The sequence below is a fragment of the Sedimenticola selenatireducens genome, assembly GCF_963675335.2.
GTDB classification, from domain to species: domain Bacteria; phylum Pseudomonadota; class Gammaproteobacteria; order Chromatiales; family Chromatiaceae; genus Sedimenticola; species Sedimenticola selenatireducens.
Genome location: NZ_CAXXYC010000001.1, coordinates 119,597 through 142,933 on the forward strand (window position 1 = coordinate 119,597; position 23,337 = coordinate 142,933).

At 58.8% G+C, this 23,337-nt stretch carries 20 protein-coding genes; 11 read left to right on the top strand and 9 right to left on the bottom strand.

What is annotated here, in order from left to right; genetic code table 11:
• Position 1: 1 nt before the first annotated feature.
• Positions 2–1,732 carry a 2-oxoacid:acceptor oxidoreductase subunit alpha gene (locus tag ACHZBF_RS00610; protein WP_321527392.1) on the bottom strand — a complete coding sequence of 577 codons (1,731 nt, stop codon included), beginning with the start codon at positions 1,730–1,732 and terminating at the stop codon, positions 2–4.
• A gap of 240 nt (positions 1,733–1,972) precedes the next feature.
• On the bottom strand, positions 1,973–2,785 hold the full coding sequence (locus tag ACHZBF_RS00615; RefSeq protein WP_029134179.1) for an NAD-dependent protein deacetylase: 813 nt from the start codon (positions 2,783–2,785) through the stop codon (positions 1,973–1,975).
• Positions 2,786–2,900: 115 nt separating this feature from the next.
• Here ACHZBF_RS00615 and ACHZBF_RS00620 point away from each other — a divergent pair, with 115 nt between their 5' ends.
• From ACHZBF_RS00620 to ACHZBF_RS00630, 3 genes are all read left to right on the top strand, one after another.
• Positions 2,901–3,596 (top strand): hypothetical protein, encoded by a 696-nt coding sequence (locus ACHZBF_RS00620; RefSeq protein WP_273438630.1) that lies wholly within the window; start codon positions 2,901–2,903, stop codon positions 3,594–3,596.
• A gap of 253 nt (positions 3,597–3,849) precedes the next feature.
• Positions 3,850–4,701: an SH3 domain-containing protein gene (locus tag ACHZBF_RS00625; protein WP_273438632.1), complete on the top strand. Its 852-nt coding sequence runs from the start codon at positions 3,850–3,852 to the stop codon at positions 4,699–4,701.
• 11 nt (positions 4,702–4,712) lie between these two features.
• The gene (locus tag ACHZBF_RS00630; RefSeq protein WP_321527393.1) at positions 4,713–7,133 is read left to right on the top strand and encodes a hypothetical protein; all 2,421 of its coding nucleotides are present in this window, start codon (positions 4,713–4,715) and stop codon (positions 7,131–7,133) included.
• Positions 7,134–7,288: 155 nt separating this feature from the next.
• On the opposite strand, the gene ACHZBF_RS00635 is transcribed toward ACHZBF_RS00630, so the two are convergent.
• Positions 7,289–8,188 carry a bile acid:sodium symporter family protein gene (locus tag ACHZBF_RS00635; RefSeq protein WP_321527394.1) on the bottom strand — a complete coding sequence of 300 codons (900 nt, stop codon included), beginning with the start codon at positions 8,186–8,188 and terminating at the stop codon, positions 7,289–7,291.
• A gap of 333 nt (positions 8,189–8,521) precedes the next feature.
• On the opposite strand from ACHZBF_RS00635, the gene ACHZBF_RS00640 reads away from it, so the two are divergent.
• Positions 8,522–9,673, top strand: coding sequence for a helix-turn-helix transcriptional regulator (locus ACHZBF_RS00640; protein WP_321527395.1), 1,152 nt, complete (start codon positions 8,522–8,524; stop codon positions 9,671–9,673).
• A 238-nt stretch (positions 9,674–9,911) separates the two neighbouring features.
• Here the strand turns inward: ACHZBF_RS00640 and ACHZBF_RS00645 are convergent, their stop codons facing one another.
• Both ACHZBF_RS00645 and ACHZBF_RS00650 read right to left on the bottom strand, forming a co-directional pair.
• Positions 9,912–11,246, bottom strand: a complete 1,335-nt coding sequence (locus tag ACHZBF_RS00645; RefSeq protein ID WP_321527396.1) for an ATP-binding protein — start codon at positions 11,244–11,246, stop codon at positions 9,912–9,914.
• Positions 11,247–11,255: 9 nt separating this feature from the next.
• Positions 11,256–11,963 (bottom strand): response regulator, encoded by a 708-nt coding sequence (locus ACHZBF_RS00650; protein ID WP_273438639.1) that lies wholly within the window; start codon positions 11,961–11,963, stop codon positions 11,256–11,258.
• Between the two features lie 170 nt (positions 11,964–12,133).
• Between ACHZBF_RS00650 and ACHZBF_RS00655 the strand changes: the two genes are divergently transcribed.
• From ACHZBF_RS00655 to ACHZBF_RS00665, 3 genes are read left to right on the top strand one after another with little or no spacing between them, the layout of a single operon-like run.
• On the top strand, positions 12,134–12,748 hold the full coding sequence (locus tag ACHZBF_RS00655) for a hypothetical protein (RefSeq protein WP_321527397.1): 615 nt from the start codon (positions 12,134–12,136) through the stop codon (positions 12,746–12,748).
• A gap of 49 nt (positions 12,749–12,797) precedes the next feature.
• On the top strand, positions 12,798–13,943 hold the full coding sequence (locus tag ACHZBF_RS00660; RefSeq protein ID WP_273438642.1) for an OmpP1/FadL family transporter: 1,146 nt from the start codon (positions 12,798–12,800) through the stop codon (positions 13,941–13,943).
• Between the two features lie 30 nt (positions 13,944–13,973).
• On the top strand, positions 13,974–14,177 hold the full coding sequence (locus ACHZBF_RS00665) for a YgaP family membrane protein (RefSeq protein ID WP_288105357.1): 204 nt from the start codon (positions 13,974–13,976) through the stop codon (positions 14,175–14,177).
• 121 nt (positions 14,178–14,298) lie between these two features.
• On the opposite strand, the gene ACHZBF_RS00670 is transcribed toward ACHZBF_RS00665, so the two are convergent.
• Together ACHZBF_RS00670 and ACHZBF_RS00675 are read right to left on the bottom strand one after the other, a co-directional pair.
• Positions 14,299–15,888 carry a hypothetical protein gene (locus ACHZBF_RS00670; protein ID WP_321527398.1) on the bottom strand — a complete coding sequence of 530 codons (1,590 nt, stop codon included), beginning with the start codon at positions 15,886–15,888 and terminating at the stop codon, positions 14,299–14,301.
• A gap of 154 nt (positions 15,889–16,042) precedes the next feature.
• Positions 16,043–16,342: a hypothetical protein gene (locus ACHZBF_RS00675; RefSeq protein WP_321527399.1), complete on the bottom strand. Its 300-nt coding sequence runs from the start codon at positions 16,340–16,342 to the stop codon at positions 16,043–16,045.
• 2 nt (positions 16,343–16,344) lie between these two features.
• On the opposite strand from ACHZBF_RS00675, the gene ACHZBF_RS00680 reads away from it, so the two are divergent.
• Complete coding sequence (locus ACHZBF_RS00680) at positions 16,345–17,238, top strand: CPBP family intramembrane glutamic endopeptidase (protein ID WP_321527400.1); 894 nt, start codon at positions 16,345–16,347, stop codon at positions 17,236–17,238.
• A 9-nt stretch (positions 17,239–17,247) separates the two neighbouring features.
• Here the strand turns inward: ACHZBF_RS00680 and ACHZBF_RS00685 are convergent, their stop codons facing one another.
• Both ACHZBF_RS00685 and gdhA read right to left on the bottom strand, forming a co-directional pair.
• Entirely contained in the window at positions 17,248–17,718 is a 471-nt protein-coding gene (locus tag ACHZBF_RS00685) for a c-type cytochrome (RefSeq protein ID WP_321527401.1), read from the bottom strand.
• Between the two features lie 170 nt (positions 17,719–17,888).
• Complete coding sequence (gene gdhA / locus ACHZBF_RS00690; protein ID WP_321527402.1) at positions 17,889–19,241, bottom strand: NADP-specific glutamate dehydrogenase; 1,353 nt, start codon at positions 19,239–19,241, stop codon at positions 17,889–17,891.
• A gap of 373 nt (positions 19,242–19,614) precedes the next feature.
• Between gdhA and ACHZBF_RS00695 the strand changes: the two genes are divergently transcribed.
• The 3 genes from ACHZBF_RS00695 to coxB all read left to right on the top strand — a co-directional run bounded on the left by ACHZBF_RS00695 (position 19,615) and on the right by coxB (position 23,327).
• Positions 19,615–21,009, top strand: a complete 1,395-nt coding sequence (locus tag ACHZBF_RS00695; RefSeq protein WP_321527403.1) for an NfeD family protein — start codon at positions 19,615–19,617, stop codon at positions 21,007–21,009.
• 1 nt (position 21,010) lies between these two features.
• On the top strand, positions 21,011–21,793 hold the full coding sequence (locus ACHZBF_RS00700; protein ID WP_321527404.1) for a slipin family protein: 783 nt from the start codon (positions 21,011–21,013) through the stop codon (positions 21,791–21,793).
• A 412-nt stretch (positions 21,794–22,205) separates the two neighbouring features.
• Positions 22,206–23,327 (top strand): cytochrome c oxidase subunit II, encoded by a 1,122-nt coding sequence (coxB, locus tag ACHZBF_RS00705; RefSeq protein WP_335342933.1) that lies wholly within the window; start codon positions 22,206–22,208, stop codon positions 23,325–23,327.
• Positions 23,328–23,337 lie beyond the last annotated feature (10 nt).

Genomic DNA, 23,337 nt, shown 5'->3' on the forward strand with positions numbered 1-23,337 from the left:
TTTATAGTCCTTTCATGATGCGGTTGACGATTTCCTGGGGCCGTAATGGCAGCGGCCCGGGTCGGGCAAGAGAGCCGGCGGTCGGGGGCAACACCTTGCGCGCGTTGAGATAATCATAGAATTGAGCGCCGTGATTCTGTTCTACAACCAGCTGGTGGGTTGTGCCCTCGATGGCGGCGCTGAACCGGGCGATCGGTAGCGGGGAGAGCAGGCGAACCGCAACGGTGCGGGTCGGGTAGCCTGCCCGGGTGAGCCGTTCAGCCGCCTCCCGGGTGGCGCCACTGGCGGAGCCCCAGGTGATGAGACAGATATCGCCTTCGCCGCCGATATCTGCCCAGTCGTCGCCGTAATCAAATCCGCTCAGTTTATTGCGCCTTTTGTCCAGCTGCAGTTGATGGTCTGTGGCGGTTGCCGAGGGGGTGCCGAGTTGATTGTGCTCCAGACCGTCCGCGGTATACATGCAGTCGGCGTCACCCGGTATGGCCATCGGCGAGACTGCGTCTTCCGTCAGTGCATAACGTCGATAATCCGCGTGTTCAACGGCCAGTTTGCGTTTGCCTTCCAGCATGGGTGAAGTGGGCGGATCGATCACCGCCCGGGCCTGCCCCTGTGACTGGTCGCTCAGCACTATCGCCACGGTCTGTAGTGTCTCGGCCAGTTTTACCGCCCATTCGGTAGTGAACACGCTGTCCCGGATGGAGAGGGCAGACAAAACCAGGTGCGGGGCATCACCATGCAGGCCGTACAGGGCCAGGTTCAGGTCGGACTGCTCGGATTTGGTGGGAATGCCGGTGGAGGGGCCGCCGCGCATCACATTGCTGACCACCACCGGAGTTTCGCTGGCAACCGCCAGGCCGAGTCCCTCCATCATCAGGCTGAGGCCGGGGCCGGAGGTGGCGGTGAGTGAGGGGACGCCGCCGAAGGAGGCGCCGATGATCATGTTCACGGAGGCCAGCTCATCCTCCGCCTGAACCAGTCCGCCACCCAGCCGTTCCAGGTTGGGTGCCAGCCACTCCAGCAGTTCACTGGCTGGGGTGATGGGATAGGCGGCCACAAAACGTATGCCGCCCTGCACGGCACCCAGTCCGCTCGCCTCGTTGCCACTGATATTCCAGCGTGTCGTGGGTGATGCGGGTTGTGTCAGCGGGGTGATGATTTTTTTCTCCGGCGCCTGCCCGTAGCCCCGTTCGATACAGAGCAGGCTGGATGCGAGGACGGCATCTCCTTTCCGTTTCAGAATATCCTGCGCGGTCTCTTTAACCGTTTCCAGTGGCAGGCCCATTAGCTGCGCCAGCAGACCAAGCCCCACCATATTGGCGCGGCCGTTTTCGGATTCAGCGGCCAGTTGCGAGAGCGGGGCCGCGAGCTGTCGCTCTGGCGAAAGATTAAAGCGTGGCGGCACCTCGCCTTGGTCACTGTCGCGCAGAATGATCGATTCGGTGCTGATCGGTAGTTCGTCGGCAAAGCGGTCGACGTTCAGCCAGTCCAGTGCCAGCAGGAGATCGAAATGGTCATCCAGGCTGGCCACCGGCCGGTCTGCCACCCGCAGCATGATGGCCGATTCTCCGCCCCTGATCTGGGGCCCTGATGAGCGGGTCATCAACGCATAAAGGCCAAACCGTGCGATACTCTCCAGCAGTATTTTTCCAGTCGTCACCACCCCGCTCCCACCGGAACCAATAATGGCCACCGAGAGGCTGCGGGTTTCGCTTAAATCGGTTTTCCTGTCCATGGGCCTTCCTGCTTAAGCTCTCAATCCGTTCCGGGCGGAACAGCGCCAAGTTATTTCTGCTGCTCCTTATACTCGCATGTTCGGGTTTATAAGGTAATGATAATAATCATCTGCTGGTAAGTAGCAGCCAATCGGTTATGGTGGTTTTCGACACACTGCCCCTGTGTGCAGCGGGACAGATTCCTGGCGCAGTAATTCCCGGCTTATGAAGCAAACGTCATGTGACCGGAGCGGCAGACTTCACTCCGGCAGGCTGGCGGACAGCGCCGTCAGGGTATCACCGACGGGTTGTTCTATTTTTAATTGAAACAGGTGGTCCGCCCGTGTTTTTCCCTGGTTGATTGCCGCAATCGGCTTGCCCAGTCGGGATGCTTCACGGATAAACTGAAACGCTGAGAACACCATCAGGGAAGTGCCTGCCACCAGCAGCGCATCCGCCTGGCGCAGGGCGTCATAGACCGCTGCGATGCGGCTGCGCGGCACCTGCTCACCATAGAACACCACGTCAGGCTTCAGGATGCCGCCACAGATCGGGCAGCCGGGTATGGTTATGCGGCTGAAATCGATCTCCAGATCGGCATCGCCGTCTGGCGCGGTGGTGGCGCTCAGTGCGTCGATCCCGGGATTGAGTGAGGCCAGCTTCTGTTGCATCCAGTGGCGTGATTCCAGCTCGCCGCAGGACTGGCAGCAGAGCTGCTCCAGCCGGCCGTGCAGGTCGATGACCCGGCGGCTGCCCGCCTTCTGATGCAGGCCGTCCACGTTCTGGGTGACCAGTTGGCCTATTCTGCCCTGTGATTCCAGGCGGGCCAGGGCGTGGTGCGCGGGATTTGGAATGGCCTGACTGAACGGCTGCCAGCCCAGGTAACTGCGAGCCCAGTAGCGCTGGCGGGTGGCCTCGCTGCCCATGAACTCCTGGTAGAGAATCGGTTTGCGGCGTTTCCACAGACCCTCGCCATCACGATAGTCGGGGATGCCGGAGTCGGTGCTGCAGCCGGCACCGGTCAGTACCAGCAGCTGCCGGTGTTGTGCGATGAATTGTTGAAGGAGCTGCATCAGAGGAGCCGTCCGCCCGTGGTTCTTGAATTTAGTGTATCGTATTAGCCCATGAGCAGGGCAGTCAGGGATGGCTGTCTGACCCGAATCGGATGATGTCGCAACAGAGAAAACCATGACCAAGATAGCCATCCTGATTGTTATCGTGCTGATTGTCGCGGCCGGTGTCTATACGGAACTGCAGCGGAGCAATAATCTGGAGCATACCGCCAAACGACTGGGGCTGGCTTTTAGTTCAGGCCTGCAGCCCATATCCGCCGACTTGAGTGCGCTGGAGTTTGACCTGCTGGCACAGGGCAACCGGGAGATCGCCAACCGGATGTCGGGAAAGCAGCAGGGTGATCAGATTGATATCTTCGACTACAGCTACGACGCCATGGTGGCGGGTGAGGGCTATGGCGCCCACCCGGCTGCCGATGATCCGGTCAGTATGGAACGGCGCAATCAGACCGTGATTCGCGTGCAGTCGACAATGCGCTTTGCCGATTTTGATGTCAGTCCCACTCGGAGTCACCAGCGTCAGGTCGCGGCCCGGTTCGGCTTCGCGCCGCTGTTCTTTGAAGAGGAGCGAGCGTTCAGTCAGGCCTATCATCTGCTGGCGAGGGACGGTGTCCGTTGCAGGATGCTGTTTAACCCCGAGGTGCGGGCGTTTCTGCTGAACCACCCCGGACTGGTCGTGGAGGGGCGAGGCCACGACTTGCTGTTCTATCGTTTTGGCCAGCGTCTGAAGGCCAAGGAGCTGCCGGTGTTTCTGCAGGAGGCGCAGGAGTTGACGCGGCTATTTGAACGCGCATTAACCGCTGCTGATTAACCGGCTTTTCCGAAACTATACCCTGGGGCGGGCTGTACCCACTTTTATTATTGAATCCGGCGAGCCTGCAACCGCTGGAGTGCCTGTGTTTGTCTTAGTTTCCGTTTGACCTCCTTGCCTCCCATTTGGGAGGTGTCAGATAAAACCCGTTGCGGATAATCAACTAGCACCATAACGAATGTCGGGCAGGTCGGTTCGATCTGCACGACGAATAAACAGGGTGGCTTTCCGAGCTGGGAAGGAGGCGAGATAGATGAACAGGCTACTGCGCTATTCAGTACTAATCGTGGCGGCGCTTTCTGTCGGTTGCAATGGCACCACCGGCAGTATGCGCAAGGAGGATCTGGGCTCTGCCTTGGGGGCGGTCGGAGGTGCCCTGATTGGTGCCAAGGTGGCTGGTGGTAACAATCGTTGGCTTGGGGCGGCCATTGGTGGTGCGGCCGGCTTCTATGCCGGAAAGATGATCGGACGGTCGCTGGATGAACGTGATCGACAGGCGTTGGCGGCACAAACCATCGAAGTCCTTGATCAACCTGCCGCCACCGTCTCCAGCTGGCAGAGTGATCGCAGTGGTGCGGCGGCACAGATCAAAACCGGTGAGATCAGCTACAAGAGCGAGCCCCGCCAGGTCAAGCGACTGGCGGCGGTCGAAGCGGTACCCAGTATCCGGCTGGAAAATCGCGAGTATGAAACCACGTCCGCCCTGCGGGTCCGTTCCGGACCGGGCACCGACTACCACGCCATCACCACTTTGCAGCCGGGTGATCTGGTCACATCCGCGGGTCGTACTGACAGCGGCTGGCTGATGCTGGTGAAGAAAGGCGTGACCGTGGGTTATGTGCATGGGGACTACGTGAAACCTTATAACCCCGTTGCTCAGGCCAAGGCCAAGGGCATTGATCTTGACAGTATAGAAGTCGAGCCCCTGCCCCGGCAGGAAGGGTTTGCCGGTATCGACCTGGATGCCATGGAGACCACTACGTCCACAGTAACCACCCAGTTGGGCTGTCGTGATGTTCAGATCAGCGTCACCACAGACAAGGGAACGAATAACGAGACGACCCAGGCGTGTCAGAAGTCGGATGGTGTCTGGGAGCTGGGCTGAGGAGGATCGTCATGCGTACCACGCAGATTGCAGTTGTCGCGACGCTGTTGCTCGGTTTCAGTGGCGTGGTGATTGCGGATAAAACCCTTGCTCACAGCAAATCGCTGGGCATGTCATTCACCGCCCTGGGTGACGTCTGGTGCGCGCCGGAAGTAAAAATTCGGGGCGATGCCACGGATGCCGGAAAATTCGCCACGCCCGACTATGGCGACATTATCCAGCGCCTTGGACAGGTGCTGTCCCGGGAATGCCCCGATGCCGAGCGGTTGTCCATCACCGGCATGAGTGACGGTCGGCTCGTATGGAATGGCGAAGCCGAAAAAGGCGACGGATGGCGTATCCGGCAGCCGGCGACAGCCTCCGTGGCGACAAAGACACCCGGCAGTGAAAAAACCGGCCTGACGGCCCCCAAGGTAGCAGCCAAAACCCCGTCTGCCGCAGCGCCGGATGTGAGCGTCGACACACCTCTCCCAGGTCAGCCTGTGGTGGTAGCACCCGCGGTACCGGTTCCAGAGCGGCAAGCCGTGAACCTAGCTCCATCCGCGCAGGCGCCTGCCAAAGTGGTGGCGCAAGCCGATCAGAAGAAGGATCAGATGGAACTCGCCGGAGGGAAGTCCGGCGCACCCGCATCGGCGGCGATCCGAATCCCCGATTGCGAGGCGATCGTGACCTGGGCCTCCAGGGCCTACCAGGAGGATCAGGACACGTTACGGAGCGGCGGCCGGCCCTTCCAAAGCGGTACCTGGCTGCTCTCGGGGTTCAAGGATGAATACTGGATACCGGTGTTCGGCGCGCCGTTCCCCGAAATAACGCCGGCCGAGTACGCGAAATTCGCGCAGACTGTGGAAGCCTGCCGGCGGGAACTACGGCCCGAGATGCTGGGCCTGCCACGTGGCCATCCACGACGCGACTTGCTGATCGGCGCCGACGATTACGTGCTGCGTGCCGCCCTCGGTCAGAAGCTCAACCCGCAGACTGCGGCACCGGTGCTGGCGCGCCACAAGGCCGCCTACAAGGCATATGACGAAGCCATTGCGACCCGTGACGCGCAACTCAGCGCGCTGAAGAGCCTGCCGCCGGAAAAGGAGAGCTTCGAGACCCTTAATGCGATGAAGAAGGATAAAAAACTGATTGCCCTGGGTCCGGCGCGGACGCCGCATGTGCAGCTTCTGGATGCCGCCACGCTCGACCTCGCCGACCGGATGGTCATGGCGGCAGCCGAGGAGATCAAGAAATTTCCCGAAAGCCTCGACGGGCTGCGCGGTCTGATCACCTACCGGGCGACGGCACGGGCGGAGCTCAGCAGGTACAAGAGCAGAAAGGTGCAGGATTTCCTGACCATTGAGGCGGAGCGGACCAATGCCCTGGCGGCGGCGGCATTGCCGGGGTTCGTTGCCGAGATGCAGGCGGCGCCCGCCAGCGCCGAAGGCAAGGCAACGGTGCAGGCGGCCGTCAACACGCTGTTTCCGCAACAGCCGCTGCCACGCAACATCCGCGCCTACCGCAAGGCGGTGACGAAGCGGCTGGCCGAGATCGATGAGGAGATGAATAGCGTCGCCTGCAAGAACACCCTGGCCAGGTACGACTTGAGCGGCGACGCCGCCACGCCGCTGCTCGGGCCGGGCGGTGAATCCACCTTCGGCGCCTTCGTCTGCGCGCTCACCGACAAGGGTCTCGCCTTCGGCGAGTACAAGAAGCCGGGGTTCTTCGGCAGCACGCACGAGCTGGTCATGCAGATACCGTCGGGCCCCTCTCTGGTCTTCGAGATGGAGCTGGTGGAGGCCATCAAGGGAAAGCCGGACATGCTGGTCGGCACCCGCATGAAAGACCCGACCCAGACGCGGGACCTGACCGTGACGGCCTGGCAGGAACTGGCCGCGGAACTGACCGGCTACACGCCCCCGGGCATCGCAGGGGAGGCGTTGCTGCCGGCCGCGCAGGCCCAGCTCGACAGCACGCCACAGGGGTGTGTGACAACGGTCTATACCCAGAGCGTGACCGCCTTCCCCGTCACTCTGCAGGCGGGGGCGATGGACCGGGACACGGTCCGGCGGTTCGCGCTGCTTGGCGATCTCGGTCTCATCGAAGTGGAAGAGCGGCCGAGCCAGAACGTCTCCTATCGGAACTACCGCTACACCCTGACCGCAATGGCCGAACCCTACTTTCAGGGTAAGCACGGCCTCTGTTTCGCCAAGCTCGCGGCCGAGGAGATCAGCGATATTTCGGCACCGTTCAAGCGCGACGGGCGCACCTATGTGACCGGCATCCTGGAAGCATCCCCCGTCCTACCCGAGTTCGCCCTCGATCCGCGGTTCGCACAGGCGGTGGACGGACCGGTTCGGGGCCTGATCAACTCGATGAAGACCGGCCAGGCCATACGGTCCAAGGTCGCCTTCGTCCGGACCGACGCAGGCTGGGAAGCTTCGAACTAGGAGGCCTGTCGGGCTTTTCCGCAGTAGATCAGTGTTAAGTCCGACAGGCTCCCAGGGTATGGCAAGGAAATGCGGCCAGAGAACAACTCACTAATATTACCTGATTCGGGATAACCAGCTTCACCGGGATATCAAGGTGAGGCTAGAGCGCTGAGTCAGGTGTCCAGCGGCCCCTCGGGTCGGGTGTGGACAAGGTGGAATTTCCCACCCCGCTTCAGATGGACGAACATGGCCGTCACCAGGTACATGATCAGGGAGTAGACGGCAGCAGGCACGGCCATGGCCGGTACCGCAAGTATGCCGGCCGCAATGGCAATGGCAGTGCCGCCGCTCTGCATGCCTGTCTCGATCACAATAGCCGTGTTCTGTCGGGGTTGCAGCCGTGTAACACGGGCCAGTAAATAGGCGCAGGCCATGCCGGCCAGGCACAGTGTCAAGGCAGCGGGGCCGGCCTGCAGCAGCATGTCCGGCAGTTTATGACGTTCACGGAACACCAGTGCGGCAATCAGCAGGATCAGCGCGATTACCGCTATACGAATCACAGCGGGCCTTATCCGATCGGCAAAGCGGGGCCTGAAATGCTGCAGGGCCATACCGGCCAGTGTGGGCAGCAACACCATCTGGACCAGCCGCTCGGAAATCATCTCAAGCCTCAGGTCCAGGGTGGTATCGGTACTGGCGAACAGCCGTGCGGCAAGGCCGATATAGAGCGGGATTGTGATTACCGGGAGCAACTTGCTGATGGCGGTCAGTGTCAGTGACAGGGCGGCATCGCCCCGGGCAAGATAGGTGAACAGGGTGGAGGTTGAGGCCGATGGACTGGCCGCCAGCAATACCAGTCCAATCTGCAGTTCCATGGATAGCGGGTAGCTCCCGGCAATCAGGAAGGAGAGGCCCGGAAATATCAGAAACATGCTCAACAGGCCGATGACCGCTGAAAGCGGCGTCGTCAACAACGCGGTAAAGTCGGTTATGCGCAGGCTCATGCCGACGCCCAGCATCATGGCCGCGATCACCAGTGGCAGAAGAACCTGTATCGGAATTCCGGCTTCCAAGGCAACCACCCTCCTGCTCCGGAGTCCGGCCCCGGTCTTTACGGGTCAAATTTTCAGTTAATCCTCTGCAAACTATAGCAGCCCCGGAACCGCAGGGGCTGCAGAGCGTCAGCACAAATCAGGCGGAAACCATTTCGGAATCGACGTCACCCACCCAGGCCACATTGAAGATAGAAAAAAGCCGACTATTATCAAGGGAATCGGTCATAAGACCGGGTTTGCCTGTTTGTGCTGGGTTTCCGGTGACCAATCGTTACGGATTCACCAGATTTATACGGAAGTTTATCGGCGACGGCGTGGCCAATCCTATGGGCACGCCGCAGGATGGAAGCAGTGGAGCGATCCCAAAAGCTAATCGATCAGATATATGCGGCGGCACTGGATGCCACTGTCTGGCCGCTGGTACTGGAAACCCTGGAACAGATGTTCGGTTGTATCGCTTCCGGAATTTATACCACCCATCTGCAGCGCAACCGGGTGTCGCCGGTGAACTTGCGCGGGATTGATGCCGGTCTGCTGGACTGTTATATCGGGCGCTTTTTATGCAGTAACCCCTGGCGGGAGGTGCCCGCGCTGCAGCGGCAAGGGTATGTGCGAACCGACAATTCCCTCGACCGTTATTACAGAAAACAGGGGTTCTATCATAAAACCGAGCTCTATAACGAATGGATGAAACCGCAGGATTTCATTCATACGCTGGGTATCAATCTTTATGTCGATGAATACGCCCAGACAAAATGCTTCCTCTATCGACCCCGGCAGATGCGGCCGTTCACGACGCACGATATAGATCGCTTCAGGTGGGTCAGCGGCCATCTTGCCAATGCCGTGCGGGTGGCACGGCGTCTTGCGGTCGAAGAGTCATCCCGCAAGGATCTGCTCGCGATAATCGATCGCATGACCTGCGGGGTGCTGCTGCTCGATACTGATCGCCATATCATCCAGGCCAATCCGTTTGCCGAGGCGCTGCTCAGACGGCACGATGGATTGGTTGTCAGGCATTCCAGGCTGGTTGCCAGTCATCGGGGGGATGAGCGGAAGCTGGCCGGGGTGATCCGTTGTGCGCTGGCCGCTCATCTCGGGTCGGATGCCGGGTCTGCGCATCTGGCCAGCCTGCGCCGCCCGGAGGGCAGGCCGCCACTCTGTGCTGTCGCCATACCGCTACCGCGCCAGACGCCCGGCCCGTTCCAGGCGGAAAGGGCCGCTGTCGCCCTCATCCTGAATGATCCGGAACAGGAGTCGGTTGTTTCTGTGGACTGGCTGCAGCAACGTTATCAACTCACCAAAACCGAGGCGAGGCTCACACGCAACTTGAGTCAGGGCAGCACGCTACGCCAGGCCGCGACCGCGGCGGAACTCAGTTATGAGACGGCACGTTGGTATCTCAAGAGTATTTTCCAGAAGACCGGCACCAGCCGGCAGACCGAACTGATACGCGCCCTGCTGTCGGAACAGATCGTGATCCGGAATAACCTGCTCCACTGATTTTTCCTGGGGGTGTTGTGCTGCCCGCAATAACGGTCATCGGCATCCCTTTTTCGCCCTATGCGGCCTACCGGCGGTTTGTAACCGGACCACGATGCTTCCAGACTTGGAATGCCTGAGTGGCCGTCGTGTTGTTGGATCGTTCGGAGGATCGGAACAGCCGTCCGGAGCGGTGCTTTTTTCGGGTCGGGTTGCGTTTGGTCCTGATTGCCTGGCAGGGAACAACGCAGGATGTGGGTCAGGGTAGTGTTTTACAGTTTTTTCGGTTCAGGCTGATGGTGGCTGTTGTGCCGCTCTCCGGCTTGGCCTGCAGTGCCACATCCCATCCATAGGCCAGCGCCAGTTGCCGGACGATGGCAAGGCCCAGGCCGCTGCCGCCGGTACCCTGGTTGCGCGACTGTTCCAGGCGGTAGAAGGGGCGGAAGACATTTTCCAGTTCCTCTTCAGGGATGCCTGGCCCCTGGTCCGAGACCGCAATGACCACCCCTTTTTCGGTACAGCCGCAAGTCACGGAGATAGGTGATCCTTCTCCATAGCGCAGGGCGTTTTCCAGCAGATTGGAGACGATGCGGGTCAATGCCATGGCGTTGACCTCCTGGCGACAGCCGGGGCAGGGTTGCCAGTGGATGGTGACGCCATGTTCCCTGAACTTCCGGACCAGTTCGTCCAGCAGCGGCTCGATCAGCAGGTTCTCACTCTGTCCCCCCTCCAGTCCCCGGCTGATATCCAGAAACATGCCGATCAACCGGTTCATCCGCTCCAGATCGCGGCGAATGCCGGCCAGCAGTTCGGCATCGCCTCCTTCATCGGGCAACATCGCCAGGGCCAGCTGAATCTGCGTGATGGGGGTGCGCAGGTCATGGGAGATGCCGGCCAACAGAGTGGTGCGGTTGGCCAGCAGTTCCCGCACCTGCCCGGTCATGCGGTTGAAGCTGCGGGCCAGGTTGGCCAGCTCATCGGGACCCCGTTCGGCAATCGGATCGGGCCACTCACCGGACCCCAGGGTGCGGACCGCCTTGGACAGTGACTCCAGCGGCGCGGTCTGGCGCTTGACCAGGACCACGGCAGTGATCAGGGTCACGCCGACACCGACAATCAGCACCAGCAGGATGGCGACAGGCGGGCGGACGCCGATTCGGGAGCGTGGAAAGCCGAGCCGTATCAGTTGCCCCCTGATTGGGATATCGACCCAGAACCACTGTCCCTGGCTGACCGAGCGTTCCTCCAGCAGCCGAATCGGTTGCCCGGTGCGCTGACTCAGTGCCTGTTCAAGAAAGAAGCGGTAGGGTAGCCAGCTGTTGCTGGGTGGATGGGATTGGTCGCTACCGGTCAGGGTGATGTGGTAGCGATTGACGAACATCGCCTCCAGCGCGGGGCGTTCAGAGCCGGCTGTCTGCCACTGTTCCGCACTGGCGATCATCAGGGCCGCCAGGTCATCCGCGGAGCGCTGCCCGAGGGGAATCAGCAGCAGTGAGCCGATCACCATCAGCATGAACACCAGGAAGCCGATGGAAACCACGGCGATGGTGTTCAGGGTGCGGCCGAACAGGGTGCGTGGCTTGAGGAACGTCACAGGGCAGGACTACGTATCGGGGGAGAAAAGATAGCCCGCGCCCCAAATGGTGCGCAGGTAGTGCGGCTCGGAGACATCCGTCTCGATCTTGCGGCGCAGCCGGTTGACCCGTACATCGATACTGCGGTCGAAGGGAGCGCGCTCGTAGCCCTTGGTCAGATTGAGCAGGCGATCCCGGCTCAATACGCTGTTCGGGTGCTGGGCAAAAATGCGCAGCAGTTCAAATTCACCGGCGGTGAGCGGAATGTCCGTCTGTCCCCGGCTCAGTTTATGGCTGTAGAGATTGAGTTCAAACGGTCCGAAACGGATCACTTCCCCGGGAGTCGCGTGGGTGGGCTGTGTTTGCGGGCTGCGCCGCAGGACCGCGCGTACCCGCGCCAGCAATTCGCGTGGATTGAACGGTTTGGTCAGGTAGTCATCAGCCCCCACCTCGAGTCCGACGATCTTGTCCACTTCGTCGCCCCGGGCGGAGAGCATGATGATGGCCTGGTCCCCCTGCTGGCGTAAGCGCCTGGCCAGGGTCAAACCGTCATCACCCGGCATCATCAGATCGAGAATGATCAGGTCCACCGGCTGCTTTTTCAGATAACGCTCCATGGCCGTGCCGTCGGCCACCGCCTCGACCTGGTAACCCTGTTCGGTCAGATAACGTTTCAGCAATGCCCGCAGTTCAGGTTCGTCATCCACCACCAGCAGACGGCCGGTCTGCTCACTCATGGCCGTTCCGATCGGATATATGTAACCGCTTTGAAACAATTTGAAACAACATGACACCTCAGCGCAATCAAATCCGCATAACTCTTCGACAATCTCACCAGTTACAACAAAACCAACAGACAGTCCATGTTTTTCATGCCGTTGTGCAACCGCAGAAGAGGTCTCATTTTATGCAAAACCCGATAAAACAGTTTCAAGGTACTATCAAAAAAGGTGCGGTGCTACTCGCCGCCATCAGTCTGTCCGCCAGCGTCAGCGTGGCGCAGGCCCAGAATGCTGCGCCCGATATGCAGAAACTGCAACAGATGATGGGTCAGCAGATCAGTTTAATGAAACCGGAGCTGCAGGAAAAGGTCAAGGCACTGTCACCCCAGACCAAGAAACTGTTGCTGCAGATCTATGGCCAGCATACCCGTCACAGCAACAAGGTGACCCTGCGCCAGGTGATGCATGAGGTGCTGTCGGATTACCATAGCATGGTCACCGGTGTCCTTACCGACAATGCCGAGCAGGCCGCTGACAGCGCTCGTCGTCTGGCCAATCACCGCATCCCGATCGGTGGCCTGGTGCCCTATCTGGATATCAAGTTTGTCAATGACGAAGGTCTCAGTGCGTTGGCCGGGTTCAATGATGCCGTGGAGGGAAATGCCAAGCGTTTGGCAGCGGCCGCGGATGAAGGGGATATGATCAAGGCATCCGCGTTGGTAGGGGATATCACACAGGGTTGCTTCAGTTGCCACAGTATATTCCGTGGTGTGCCCGGAAAGTCCGCGCTGCTCCGTTAAACAACAAAAACAAACAGCCACATAAAACCATCAATTGGAGGAGAATATAATGCAGAAATTATACTGCAGACTGTCAGTAGCCATGGCACTTGGTATCATCAGCGCCCCGTCTTTCGCTACCAATGGCGACCAGATGCTGGGTGTAACCGCCATGCAGTGGGGCATGGCCGGTGCTCACACCGCCGCGCCCCAGGACGCGGCCACCGTACTGACCAATCCGGCCGGCCTGGCCGACCTGTCCATGCAGGAGTTTCGGGCCGATTTCGGTTTCGGCATCCTGAACCCGCCGCGCAAGGTGAACAACCAGGACAGTGATTCGGATTACTATCTGATGCCGGCAGGAGCGCTCGCCTATCGGCCGAATGAGAAGCTGACCCTGGGCATGGGCATGGCCGGACTTTCCGGCATGGGGGTGGATTTTCCGGACACGCAGCCAGCGCCCGGTTTCCAGTCGATTGTCACCACCAAGCAGTTTTACAAGATCGCCCCGGGATTCGGTTATCAGGTGAATGACAAGCTGGCGGTGGGCGCGGCGCTGAACATCGACTATCAGAGCCTGGCTTTAGCCACTCCCATGTTCCAGCTGCCGCAAAATCAGGTGTATGGTTTTGGTGCCACCTTTGGTCTGACCTATAAACCCAATCCCCGTTTCACCATCGGTGCCTCCTATACCACCAAGCAGGAGATGGATGAGTTCAAGTGGAACACCATGGCGGGTACTTATGGCATGACCATGGATGCGCCGCCGATCTTCAGTGTTGGACTCGCCTTCAAGCCGATGCCGGGTCTGCTGATCGAGGCCGATATCAAGCATATCGCCTTCAGTGATGTGCTGGACAAGGTCGCCTTCAAGACGCCGGCCGGCACATCCCAGATGAATTTCGGCTGGTCGGACCAGACCGTGTTTGCCATCGGTGTGCAGAAACAGGTTAATCCAAAAACCACCGTGCGCGCAGGCTTCAACTATGGGGAATCGCCCATCGGCCCGGAAGACGTGGACAGCAATATCGGCTCCCTGGCGGTCACCGAGGCGCATCTGACACTGGGTCTGACCCGTCAGCTCGGCCAGCGCCTGTTTACCTCGCTCTCCTATGCCCATGCCTTCCATAACGAGGTGACCTCGAACAGCGGCAGTGGCAACAAGATCGAGCTGGAGCAGAATGTGGTGAATCTGCAGATGTCCTATCGCTTCTAATCATCATAGTCAATTGGGAGATTGAGACTAATGACAGTTGATCGAATCGTACATATTGTGGCGGGACTGATGGTATTGATCAGTATCGCCCTGGCCCATTTTGTTCACCCCAACTGGATTTTTCTGGGTGTGTTTGTCGGGTTGAACCTGGCACAGAGTGGGCTCACCAACTTCTGTCCCCTGGCGAGCATTCTAAAACGCCTGGGGGTACAGGAGGGGAGCTGCTGCTCCTGATAGAAGGTAAAAAGTGAAGGTAGGCTGACTCCGGTGGTAATGATCGATAGGGATCGCCACCGGTTCAAGGGGTCGTCGGGTTAGGCAGTAGTTAACCCGACTATCCCTTGTTTTTTTTAGACTATAACCCCGCGGTGTCGTGATGCCCCGGCCCGAGCGGGCAGTTGGGGAAGAACCACACCGACTGTTCGATGCTCATCTCATTTCTGGGGATCTTGCGGATCTCATCACAGCGCGCGTTCTGTGCCTGTAGAAAATCCTCATATGCTTCATTCCACACGGCTATGGCAAGTTGACTCTTGTAACCGGCCGACCTGTCAAACATATCCAGCTGATGGGAGAGACTGACCTGTAGCCGTCGAGAACCCGCATTCCAGCTCATCAGGTGCGACTCGGAAGATGCCTGCATGTCGTCGGGTTCGCCGAAACGCTGAATGAGCCAATTGCGTGCAACAGCGTCAATCACCATCGCCTTGTAGAGCTCGGTATAGGTAATCTGTCCGATCTGTCCATCATCGAGTTTGGCCAGTTCCACAATGCCGCCATTGCGTCGCTCACTTTTGAATCTAGGCCACTCCTGGCGGGTTCCTGCATACTTTGTCGGTGATCCTGTAGGGGGAAATTCGCCCTCAAAATGCCAATCGCGTTCCAGGGTGTTGGCGGCCTGGCTGTATGGCATGCCGGGCTGCAGTCCGCCGAGGCTGGCTGTATCCACCCTGTCGCCGCTGAACAGGGCCTCCAGCCTGGCGATCAGGTCAATCGGCCTGGCTGCTTCTGCAGCGGCCTGTTGCGCCTGCTGTTTTTGCAGGCTGCTTTGGATTGCCCAGCGCTTTTTCTGTATGGCGTCGCGATAGGCGCGTGCCTCATTCCGGTCCACCTTGTCCAGTATTGGCAGCTGAACGAGGCGCTGCAGCGTCTGTAGCCCCTGCGCGTCGGCCGGCACACCGGCAAGCGCCTGCCTGGCCTCGGCCCACTCCTGATCAATAGACTGCTGTTCGCTATTTGCGCTTTCCCCTCTCTCACCCAATCGGGCAATCAGCGCTTCACGGTCCTTTTCCGGCAGTGAATCATAGGCCCGTTGCAGGTTTGCTACATTGCCGCCGATTGGACCGAAACTTCGATTGCTGCGTAGTTCCTGCTGCACATCGACGCCTCGCAATGCCTGTTGGGCGAGCGCAATCAGGTTTGACAGACCGGGTGTCGGTGGCTGGTCGACAAGTAACTGGACATCCCGATCCGCTGTCACCCTGGCCCGCTCAACACGAAACAGGGATTTGGAAGCGGTCCGTAGCTCCTTCATCGCCTTATACAGATCATTTGCAGCCTGTTTGTCCTTGCGTTTGGCTGCTGCCCGCCGGCACTGCTGCAGTTCAGCGCCGATTTCGGACAGTCGTTCGGTGCTCCAGGTGCGCCCGGGACTGCCGAACAGGGGGGTGGTGAGCTCATCGCTCAACAGGGTGGTAAGCTCCAGTTTTGGTGTGATGGAAAAGGTCTTGCCAGGTTCCAGTTTTGCGGACCACTGTTCCAATCGGGGGCAATCCGGTGTAGTTGTCTGCGCCAGCGCGGCAAGTGGACATAGCAGCAGTAGCCACGCTTTCTGGGGGGCGGAGCGGTTGCGGGAAGACGCGGACGGGTCAGCTTCTCTGCTTGCCTGCCGGTCGGTGGGGTTATGCTTGTCCTGCCGCCTGGATGATTCTCCTCTAATGTACATTTCTGCTTTCCTCCCTATATATGGGCAACCCGAGGGACAGGAGAATAACCTTTTTCACCGGCTACTCTTCCGGCTGCTGGGGCCAATATTTTAAACTGTACTGCAAAATGGTTGTGTTCAGCCTGAGGTGTCTCAGGGTGATATTTAAATTGATTTAAAAATGAATGGTTATGGCTTGGCGGTATTGCCTGACCGTTTGGTGTGATTTATGAAACATCACGATTCTCTTGTTCGGGTTACCGCCAAAGGCCGGATTTTTATTGCTTGCATGGATCTGCATCCGGTCAGGATAGTGTAGTCGATATTGTCTGGTTCGCATGGAGGCCGCCGGTATGATGATCGGTCGATTCGCGTCCAGTTCGGCATCGGCATGTTGCCGACTGCCGGTTTCCGGTAGAATGCGCGGCTGACCTCTGTCCACCATGCCAATGATCCGCACCGGAGTATCCGTCACTCATGCGCGCCTTCGCCTACTTTGTCCTGCTTCTGCTGGTGTCCCTGTTTCTCAGCGCCCTGATCAACTATCCGCTCTACAATCTGCTGCAGGAGAGCATGAGCAATGGACCGCACAAGTTGATCAATACCGTGGCAAAGCTGATTGCCATACCAGGGTTTATTCTGATCATCCGGCACTTTGCCATCGACAACAGGATCGGGCTTGGTTATGGCCTCGCGAAATCGGAATTTCTGCGTGATCTGCTGCGAGGCTGGCTCAGTGGTCTGCTGATCCTGATGCTGTTAAGTGCCGCCCTGATCCTGTTTGGCGTGCGCAGCGTCAGCATTCCAGCGGAGGCATGGTTACCCCTGCTGCTAAAAACTACCCTGGTTGCCCTGATCGGCGGCTTGCTGATCGGTTTTATCGAGGAGACCTTTTTCCGTGGTGGGCTGTTTGGTGCCATCCGCAGGGATCACGGCTTTGCAGTAACCCTGTTACTCTCCAGCCTGTTCTATGCCGGCCTGCATTTTATTAAACCGCTGCCGGTGTCAGGCGATGCGGCGGGGGCCTGGTACAGTGGATTGTTGATTCTGTCCGGTGCCTTTGTGCAGTTTACCGAATGGCAGATAGCCGATTCATTCATTGCCCTGTTTGGACTGGGCGCTTTTTTTGCCGTGGTACGGGAGCGCACCGGCAATATCGCCTATTGCATTGGGGCGCATGCCGGCTTTGTGTTTGTGATCAAAATCGTACGAAAATTCACCGACCTAAATCCGGACAGCACGTTCAACTTCATGGTGGGAAATTATGACGGCATGATCGGCTACCTGTCGGCGGCCGGCCTGTTGATTCATACCCTGATCGTCTATCGCTTCTGGCGCCGTCCACATGCCGGGCGGACAGTTACGCAATAGCGGCCGTGCTCATTCAGGCAGAGCGGGCGGGTTGTCGTTGAACTGGTTCAGGAAAGCGATAAGATTGGCGCGCTCCTGATCCCGACGGATGCCGCGAAAGTCCATGAGCCTGCCGGGTACCGCCCGCTCCGTATTGGTCAAATAGTAGTTGAGGGTATTGATATTCCAGGTGTGACCACTGTCGCGCATGGCGGCGGAGAATTCAAACCCGGCTACCGTACCGGCCTTGCGCCCCATCAGGTTCCACAAGTGCGGCCCCTTGCCATGACCGCCCTCTTGCTTAAGGTCGTGGCAGGATGAGCATTTGCGCATGAAGGTGTGCTCTCCGGCGGTAAGATCGGCCTCTCTGAGTTGCTGCTTGAATGCCTCGCTCAATGGCGGCTGATACTGGCTCAGTGGCCCGGTTGCATCAGCGGCCAGTGTACCTGAGATCATCAGTATTGCGGCGGCCAGGCCTAATCGGTGTGTTTTCACAGTCATGCTGCTTCCAGTCGGTTGTTCCGCTCGGGTGTTTATGAGCAGATCGGTTTATTCCATAGTGTGGCAATCTGTAACACGATTGGTTTCATAAAACCATTTCTTAAGCTGTCTCTGCTGCGCCGTGACAGACGGGCACATCGCCAACAGGTGTCTCAGCAGGTTGCCGCGCGCTAGACCACACCCTGCTCAATCATTGCATCCGCCACCCGCCGAAAACCGGCGATATTGGCACCCAATACCAGGTCATGGGGTTTCCCGAACTCCCTGGCCGTCTCACTGGCGTTTTGGTAGATGCGGGACATGATTGCCTTGAGCTTCCTGTCCACCTCGTCAAAACTCCAGGTCTGCATGCTGGCGTTCTGCGCCATCTCCAGCTGACTGACCGATACGCCTCCGGCATTGGCCGCCTTGCCCGGACCAAAACAGATCCGGGCATCCCGGAATAGATCCACCGCATCCTGGGAAGTCGGCATATTGGCCCCCTCGGTAACCGCGATACAGCCATTGCTGAGCAGTTCCACGGCGTCAGCCGCGCCCAACTCGTTCTGGGTGGCGCAGGGGAAGGCCAGATCACCGGGTATGCGCCACACCGCATGACCATCATCCGGATACTCGCTTACCGGTATGAATTTCGCCCCGGGGTGTGGGGCAAGATAGTTGTCCAGGCGCGCCTTGCGTACCTCTTTCAGGTCTTTCAGCGTGTCGAGGTTAATGCCTTCTGCATGGTAGAGGGTGCCACTGGAATCAGAGCAGGTGATTGGACGGGCGCCCAGCTGATATAGTTTTTCGATGGTATAGATCGCCACGTTGCCCGCACCCGACACCAGGCAGCGCTTGCCGGCCAGGCTGTCGCCCTTCGCTTCCAGCATGTATTGGGCGAAGTAGGCACAGCCGTAACCGGTGGCCTCCTTGCGTGCCAGCGAGCCACCCCACAGCAGGCTCTTGCCGGTAAGTACCCCTTCATAGCGTCCGGTCAGCCGCTTGTATTGACCAAACATGTAGCCGATCTCGCGCGCCCCTACGCCGATATCCCCGGCTGGTACATCGGTGGTCGGCCCAATGTGACGATACATCTCGTTCATAAAGGATTGGCAGAAACGCATGATTTCACCGTCAGATTTGCCCTTTGGGTCAAAGTTGGCTCCGCCTTTTCCACCACCGATGGGCAGGCCGGTCAGCGCGTTTTTAAACACCTGCTCGAACCCCAGAAATTTGATGATGCTGGCGTTGACGCTGGGATGAAAGCGGAGCCCACCCTTGTAGGGACCGAGTGCTGAATTGAACTCGATGCGATAGCCCTTATTGACCTGGATCTCCCCAAGATCATTCACCCAGGGTACACGGAACATGATCTGGCGTTCCGGCTCGACTAGCCGCTCAATGATGGCGTGGTGTCTGTAGTTTTCGTCGTTCTCCAGGATCGGCCGCAGAGAATTCAGCACCTCTTCAACCGCTTGGTAAAATTCCGTCTGTGCCGGGCTGGTGTGTTGGAGCTTCAGGATAGTTTGGTGAATATAAGTCATGATATACCCAGGTTTTTATTGTGCGGTCAAGCGGCTGTGCTATTTGCACCCGGACTCTCCTGGTCACAGGGCTTTCCGATATACGGGGTCATTCCGCATACCTCCGGGCGTTAGCGGCAATACAGGTCACTGCGTAAACAGATAATAACTTCTCTATGTATAGCAAAGAACAAACGCTTTTCTCCCAAGTCCTCTAGTAACGATCCATTCAAACCTCATAGGCATGTTGTGGCCTCTATCAGGCAATCTGCTGTCGGCTGAGCCTGGCCTCACGGCCGATCAGGCATCAGATGGGTGTTCCTGTGGGGTGATCGCGTTAATCACTGTGCGGACTGAGCCTTCTATACTTAAATCGTGAGAAGGTGAGACAAGTATGAATGTATTGAGTTCCACACTCCGGCTGTTGCTGCTGGTATTGCTGATTGCATCGGGAGTATCAGTCCAGGCCGAAGAGCAGGAGCGTGTGCCGGCGGGTGCACTCTGGATGCTGAAACTGGATGGTACGGTCGGTCCTTCAACGGCTGACTACCTGGTGCGCGGACTGGAGCAGGCGGCCGGGTCCGGCGCGGCAGCGGTAATGTTAAGGATCAATACGCCAGGCGGGCTGGACAGCTCTATGCGCGATATGGTCGCAGCGGTTCTGGCCTCGCCGATACCGGTGATTTGTCATGTGGCACCCGGCGGCGCGCGCGCGGCCAGTGCCGGTACTTTTCTGCTCTACAGCTGCCATATAGCAGCCATGGCGCCGGCCACCAATCTGGGCGCGGCGACCCCGGTGTCGATCGGTGCGCCGCTGACCCCGGCACCGGGTGGGGAAAGTCCGAAGCCGGAGGCTGGCGGTGATGCCCCGGGTGACGACAAGCAGGCAGCCCCGGCCTCCAAGAGCGCGATGGAGCGCAAGGTGACCAACGATGCCGTCGCCTATATCCGCAGTCTCGCCGAACTGCGCGGCCGCAATGCCGACTGGGCGGAAAAGGCGGTACGGGAGGGGGCCAGCCTGAGTGCCGCGCGCGCCCTGGAGATGGGCGTGATCGACCTGGTTGCGGCAGATACCGAAGCACTGCTCACAGCACTGAGGGATAAGCACATCAAGATCGGTTCACGGGAAATCAGTCTGGATCTGGTCACCGCACCCCGGGTGGTGCATAACCCGGACTGGCGCAGTGAGTTCCTCGCCGTGATTACCAACCCCAATGTCGCCTATGTGCTGATGTTGATCGGCCTCTATGGACTGATCTTCGAGTTCTCCAATCCCGGCTTCGGCCTGCCCGGCATACTCGGCGCAACCTGCCTGCTGGTGGCGCTCTACGCCTTTCAGATACTGCCGATCAGCTATGCCGGACTCGGTCTCATGCTGCTCGGTGTGGGGTTGATCGCGGCCGAGGTGATGATGCCGAGTTTTGGCGTGTTTGGGGTCGGTGGGCTGATCGCCTTTGTGGTCGGCTCGATCATGCTGATGGACACCGAAATTCCCGCCTATCAGGTGGCGATGCCGGTCATCGTGGCCCTGTCGGTTATGACCGGCGTGCTGCTGTTTGTGATTCTGAGTATGGCCATGCGCGCCCACCGGCGACCCCGGGTCTTCGGCGCGGAGTCGGTGATCAACCAGTGTGCCACAATTGAACGGGTGAGTGCCGATCAGGTGATGGCGCGGCTTGAAGGTGAGCTCTGGTCGGTGCGTTGTACCGACCCGCTGGTCGTGGGCGACCGGGTCCGGGTCCGGGCACTGGATGGATTGACCCTGGTCGTCGACAAGCTGGAGGATTGACATGATAGGCATACAGTACTTCGCTCTGACGTTGATCGTTGCTGTTGTATTACTGATGATCACGATGTTTCGCATCCTGCGCGAGTACGAGCGCGGCGTCATCTTTATGCTCGGGCGCTTCTACAAGGTGAAGGGGCCGGGGCTGGTGATCGTGGTGCCGGTGATTCAGCAGATGGTGCGTGTCGATCTGCGAACCCTGGTGATGGATGTGCCGACCCAGGATGTCATCTCGCTGGACAACGTTTCGGTCAAGGTCAATGCGGTACTCTATTTCCGGGTGGTGGATCCGGAGCGGGCTATCATCCATGTGGAAAACTATCTGGAGGCGACCAGCCAGCTCTCCCAGACCACCCTGCGATCGGTGCTCGGCCAACATGAGCTGGATGACATGCTGTCCGCACGTGACAAGCTCAATGCCGATATTCAGCAGATCCTGGACAAGCAGACCGACGCCTGGGGCATCAAGGTGGCCAACGTGGAGATCAAGCACGTCGACCTGGATGAAAGCATGATCCGCGCCATCGCCAAACAGGCCGAGGCGGAGCGTTCCCGGCGCGCCAAGGTGATCCATGCCAGCGGTGAACTGGAGGCGGCCGAAAAACTGCTCAATGCGGCGCAGATCCTGGCGAAACAACCGCAGGCGCTGCAGTTACGCTACATGCAGACCCTGACCGAGATTGCCGGCCAGAATACCCACACCATTGTTTTCCCGTTGCCGGTCGATCTAATCAACCAGTGGACCAAAAGCGGTGGCGCCGACGGGCCGGATAACAGCGAGAAATAGGCTGTCCCGTGGGCACTGGCCGGATACCCGGCCACATGGATAGGCAGATTGGCAGAACGGGTGGATCGTTAAATTGTGGAATGCGATTCGTCTCTGGATGCATCCTGTGGTGCCGCTAAATCATATGAGGATACCGGTGGATAGTCAGGATACAAGACCGGTTCCAATAATTGAATAACGCCATTCATCAACTATGCTTAGGGTGCTGTCTCGATAGTAGCATCAAGTCCTTGGCATCCTTCTGCTGTCCGTGGCGCGCCTGCCACCAGACCCGCCATTCATTGCTACTTTCAGGGTAAGCATCAAGGCTGCAGCCAGAATTGGCCACCACATCTTTGGTGTTTGACAATGTGAATCTCCGGCCAATCAAAGCCGTCGCGGCTATGCGAAAACGCTATGGTTGGAGGCTCTGTTGAACGGGATAAAACGGATAGTCACCAGTCTTACCGCGGTGCTGCTGGTTCAGGCGGCACCAGTTGTTCAGGCGGATTACACCCTTAACCTGCGTCAGGGTGTGACCCCGATCAGCCGGGAGATCTATGACCTGCATATGATTATCCTGTGGATCTGCGTGGCGATTGGCGTGCTGGTGTTTGGCGTCATGTTTTACAGCGTTCTCCGCCACCGTCGTTCACGAGGAGCGGTGGCCGCACAGTTTCACGAAAGCACCTTTGTGGAGATTATCTGGACCCTGGTGCCGAGCCTGATTCTGGTGGCGATGGCGATACCGGCAACCAAAACGCTGATCGCCATGGAGGATACCAGCAATCCCGACCTGACCATCCAGGTCACCGGTTATCAGTGGAAATGGCACTATCGCTATCTGGATGATGAGGTCAGTTTTTTCAGTCTGCTGGCGACCCCCCGTGACCAGATCGAAAACCGCTCGCCCAAGGGCGAACACTATCTGTTGGAAGTCGATCAGCCGCTGGTTGTGCCGACGCAGAAAAAGATACGCTTTCTGCTCGGTTCCAATGATGTCATCCACTCCTGGTGGGTGCCCGACCTGGGTTGGAAACGCGATGCCATTCCCGGCTTTATCAATGAATCCTGGGCCTGGATAGAGGAGCCCGGTACCTACCGGGGGCAATGTGCCGAGCTGTGTGGCCGGGATCACGGCTTTATGCCTATCGTGGTCGTGGCCAAAGCCGAGGACGAATACCGGCAGTGGGTCGCAAGTCAGAAAGTGGCCCAGCAGAGTGAGCAGGCGTTGTCAGAGCAGGAGTGGAGCCTGGAACAGCTGGTGGCGCGGGGTGAAGAAATCTACAACAAGACCTGTGTCGCCTGCCATCAGCCCGGGGGTGTCGGTGTACCCAACGTATTCCCGCCCCTCAAGGGCAGCCCGGTGGCGACCGGCCCCCTTGAGGCTCATATCAACATCGTGCTGAACGGCAAGCAGGGCACTGCCATGCAGGCGTTTGCCGGCCAGCTTTCGGACCTGGATCTGGCGGCGGTCATCAGCTATGAACGCAATGCCTTCGGAAATAACACCGGAGATCATGTTCAGCCGACGCAGATAAAGGCAGCGCGGTGAGGAGACAGTC

Coding starts and splice junctions, on each gene's coding strand:
- gdhA (WP_321527402.1), bottom strand. CDS start 19,241: ATGACTTATATTCACCAAACTATCCTGAAGCTCCAACACACCAGCCCG.
- ACHZBF_RS00680 (WP_321527400.1), top strand. CDS start 16,345: ATGCGCGCCTTCGCCTACTTTGTCCTGCTTCTGCTGGTGTCCCTGTTT.
- ACHZBF_RS00670 (WP_321527398.1), bottom strand. CDS start 15,888: ATGTACATTAGAGGAGAATCATCCAGGCGGCAGGACAAGCATAACCCC.
- ACHZBF_RS00660 (WP_273438642.1), top strand. CDS start 12,798: ATGCAGAAATTATACTGCAGACTGTCAGTAGCCATGGCACTTGGTATC.
- ACHZBF_RS00615 (WP_029134179.1), bottom strand. CDS start 2,785: ATGCAGCTCCTTCAACAATTCATCGCACAACACCGGCAGCTGCTGGTA.
- ACHZBF_RS00655 (WP_321527397.1), top strand. CDS start 12,134: ATGCAAAACCCGATAAAACAGTTTCAAGGTACTATCAAAAAAGGTGCG.
- ACHZBF_RS00700 (WP_321527404.1), top strand. CDS start 21,011: ATGATAGGCATACAGTACTTCGCTCTGACGTTGATCGTTGCTGTTGTA.
- ACHZBF_RS00625 (WP_273438632.1), top strand. CDS start 3,850: ATGAACAGGCTACTGCGCTATTCAGTACTAATCGTGGCGGCGCTTTCT.
- ACHZBF_RS00620 (WP_273438630.1), top strand. CDS start 2,901: ATGACCAAGATAGCCATCCTGATTGTTATCGTGCTGATTGTCGCGGCC.
- ACHZBF_RS00610 (WP_321527392.1), bottom strand. CDS start 1,732: ATGGACAGGAAAACCGATTTAAGCGAAACCCGCAGCCTCTCGGTGGCC.
- ACHZBF_RS00650 (WP_273438639.1), bottom strand. CDS start 11,963: ATGAGTGAGCAGACCGGCCGTCTGCTGGTGGTGGATGACGAACCTGAA.
- ACHZBF_RS00630 (WP_321527393.1), top strand. CDS start 4,713: ATGCGTACCACGCAGATTGCAGTTGTCGCGACGCTGTTGCTCGGTTTC.
- ACHZBF_RS00695 (WP_321527403.1), top strand. CDS start 19,615: ATGAATGTATTGAGTTCCACACTCCGGCTGTTGCTGCTGGTATTGCTG.
- ACHZBF_RS00665 (WP_288105357.1), top strand. CDS start 13,974: ATGACAGTTGATCGAATCGTACATATTGTGGCGGGACTGATGGTATTG.
- ACHZBF_RS00685 (WP_321527401.1), bottom strand. CDS start 17,718: ATGACTGTGAAAACACACCGATTAGGCCTGGCCGCCGCAATACTGATG.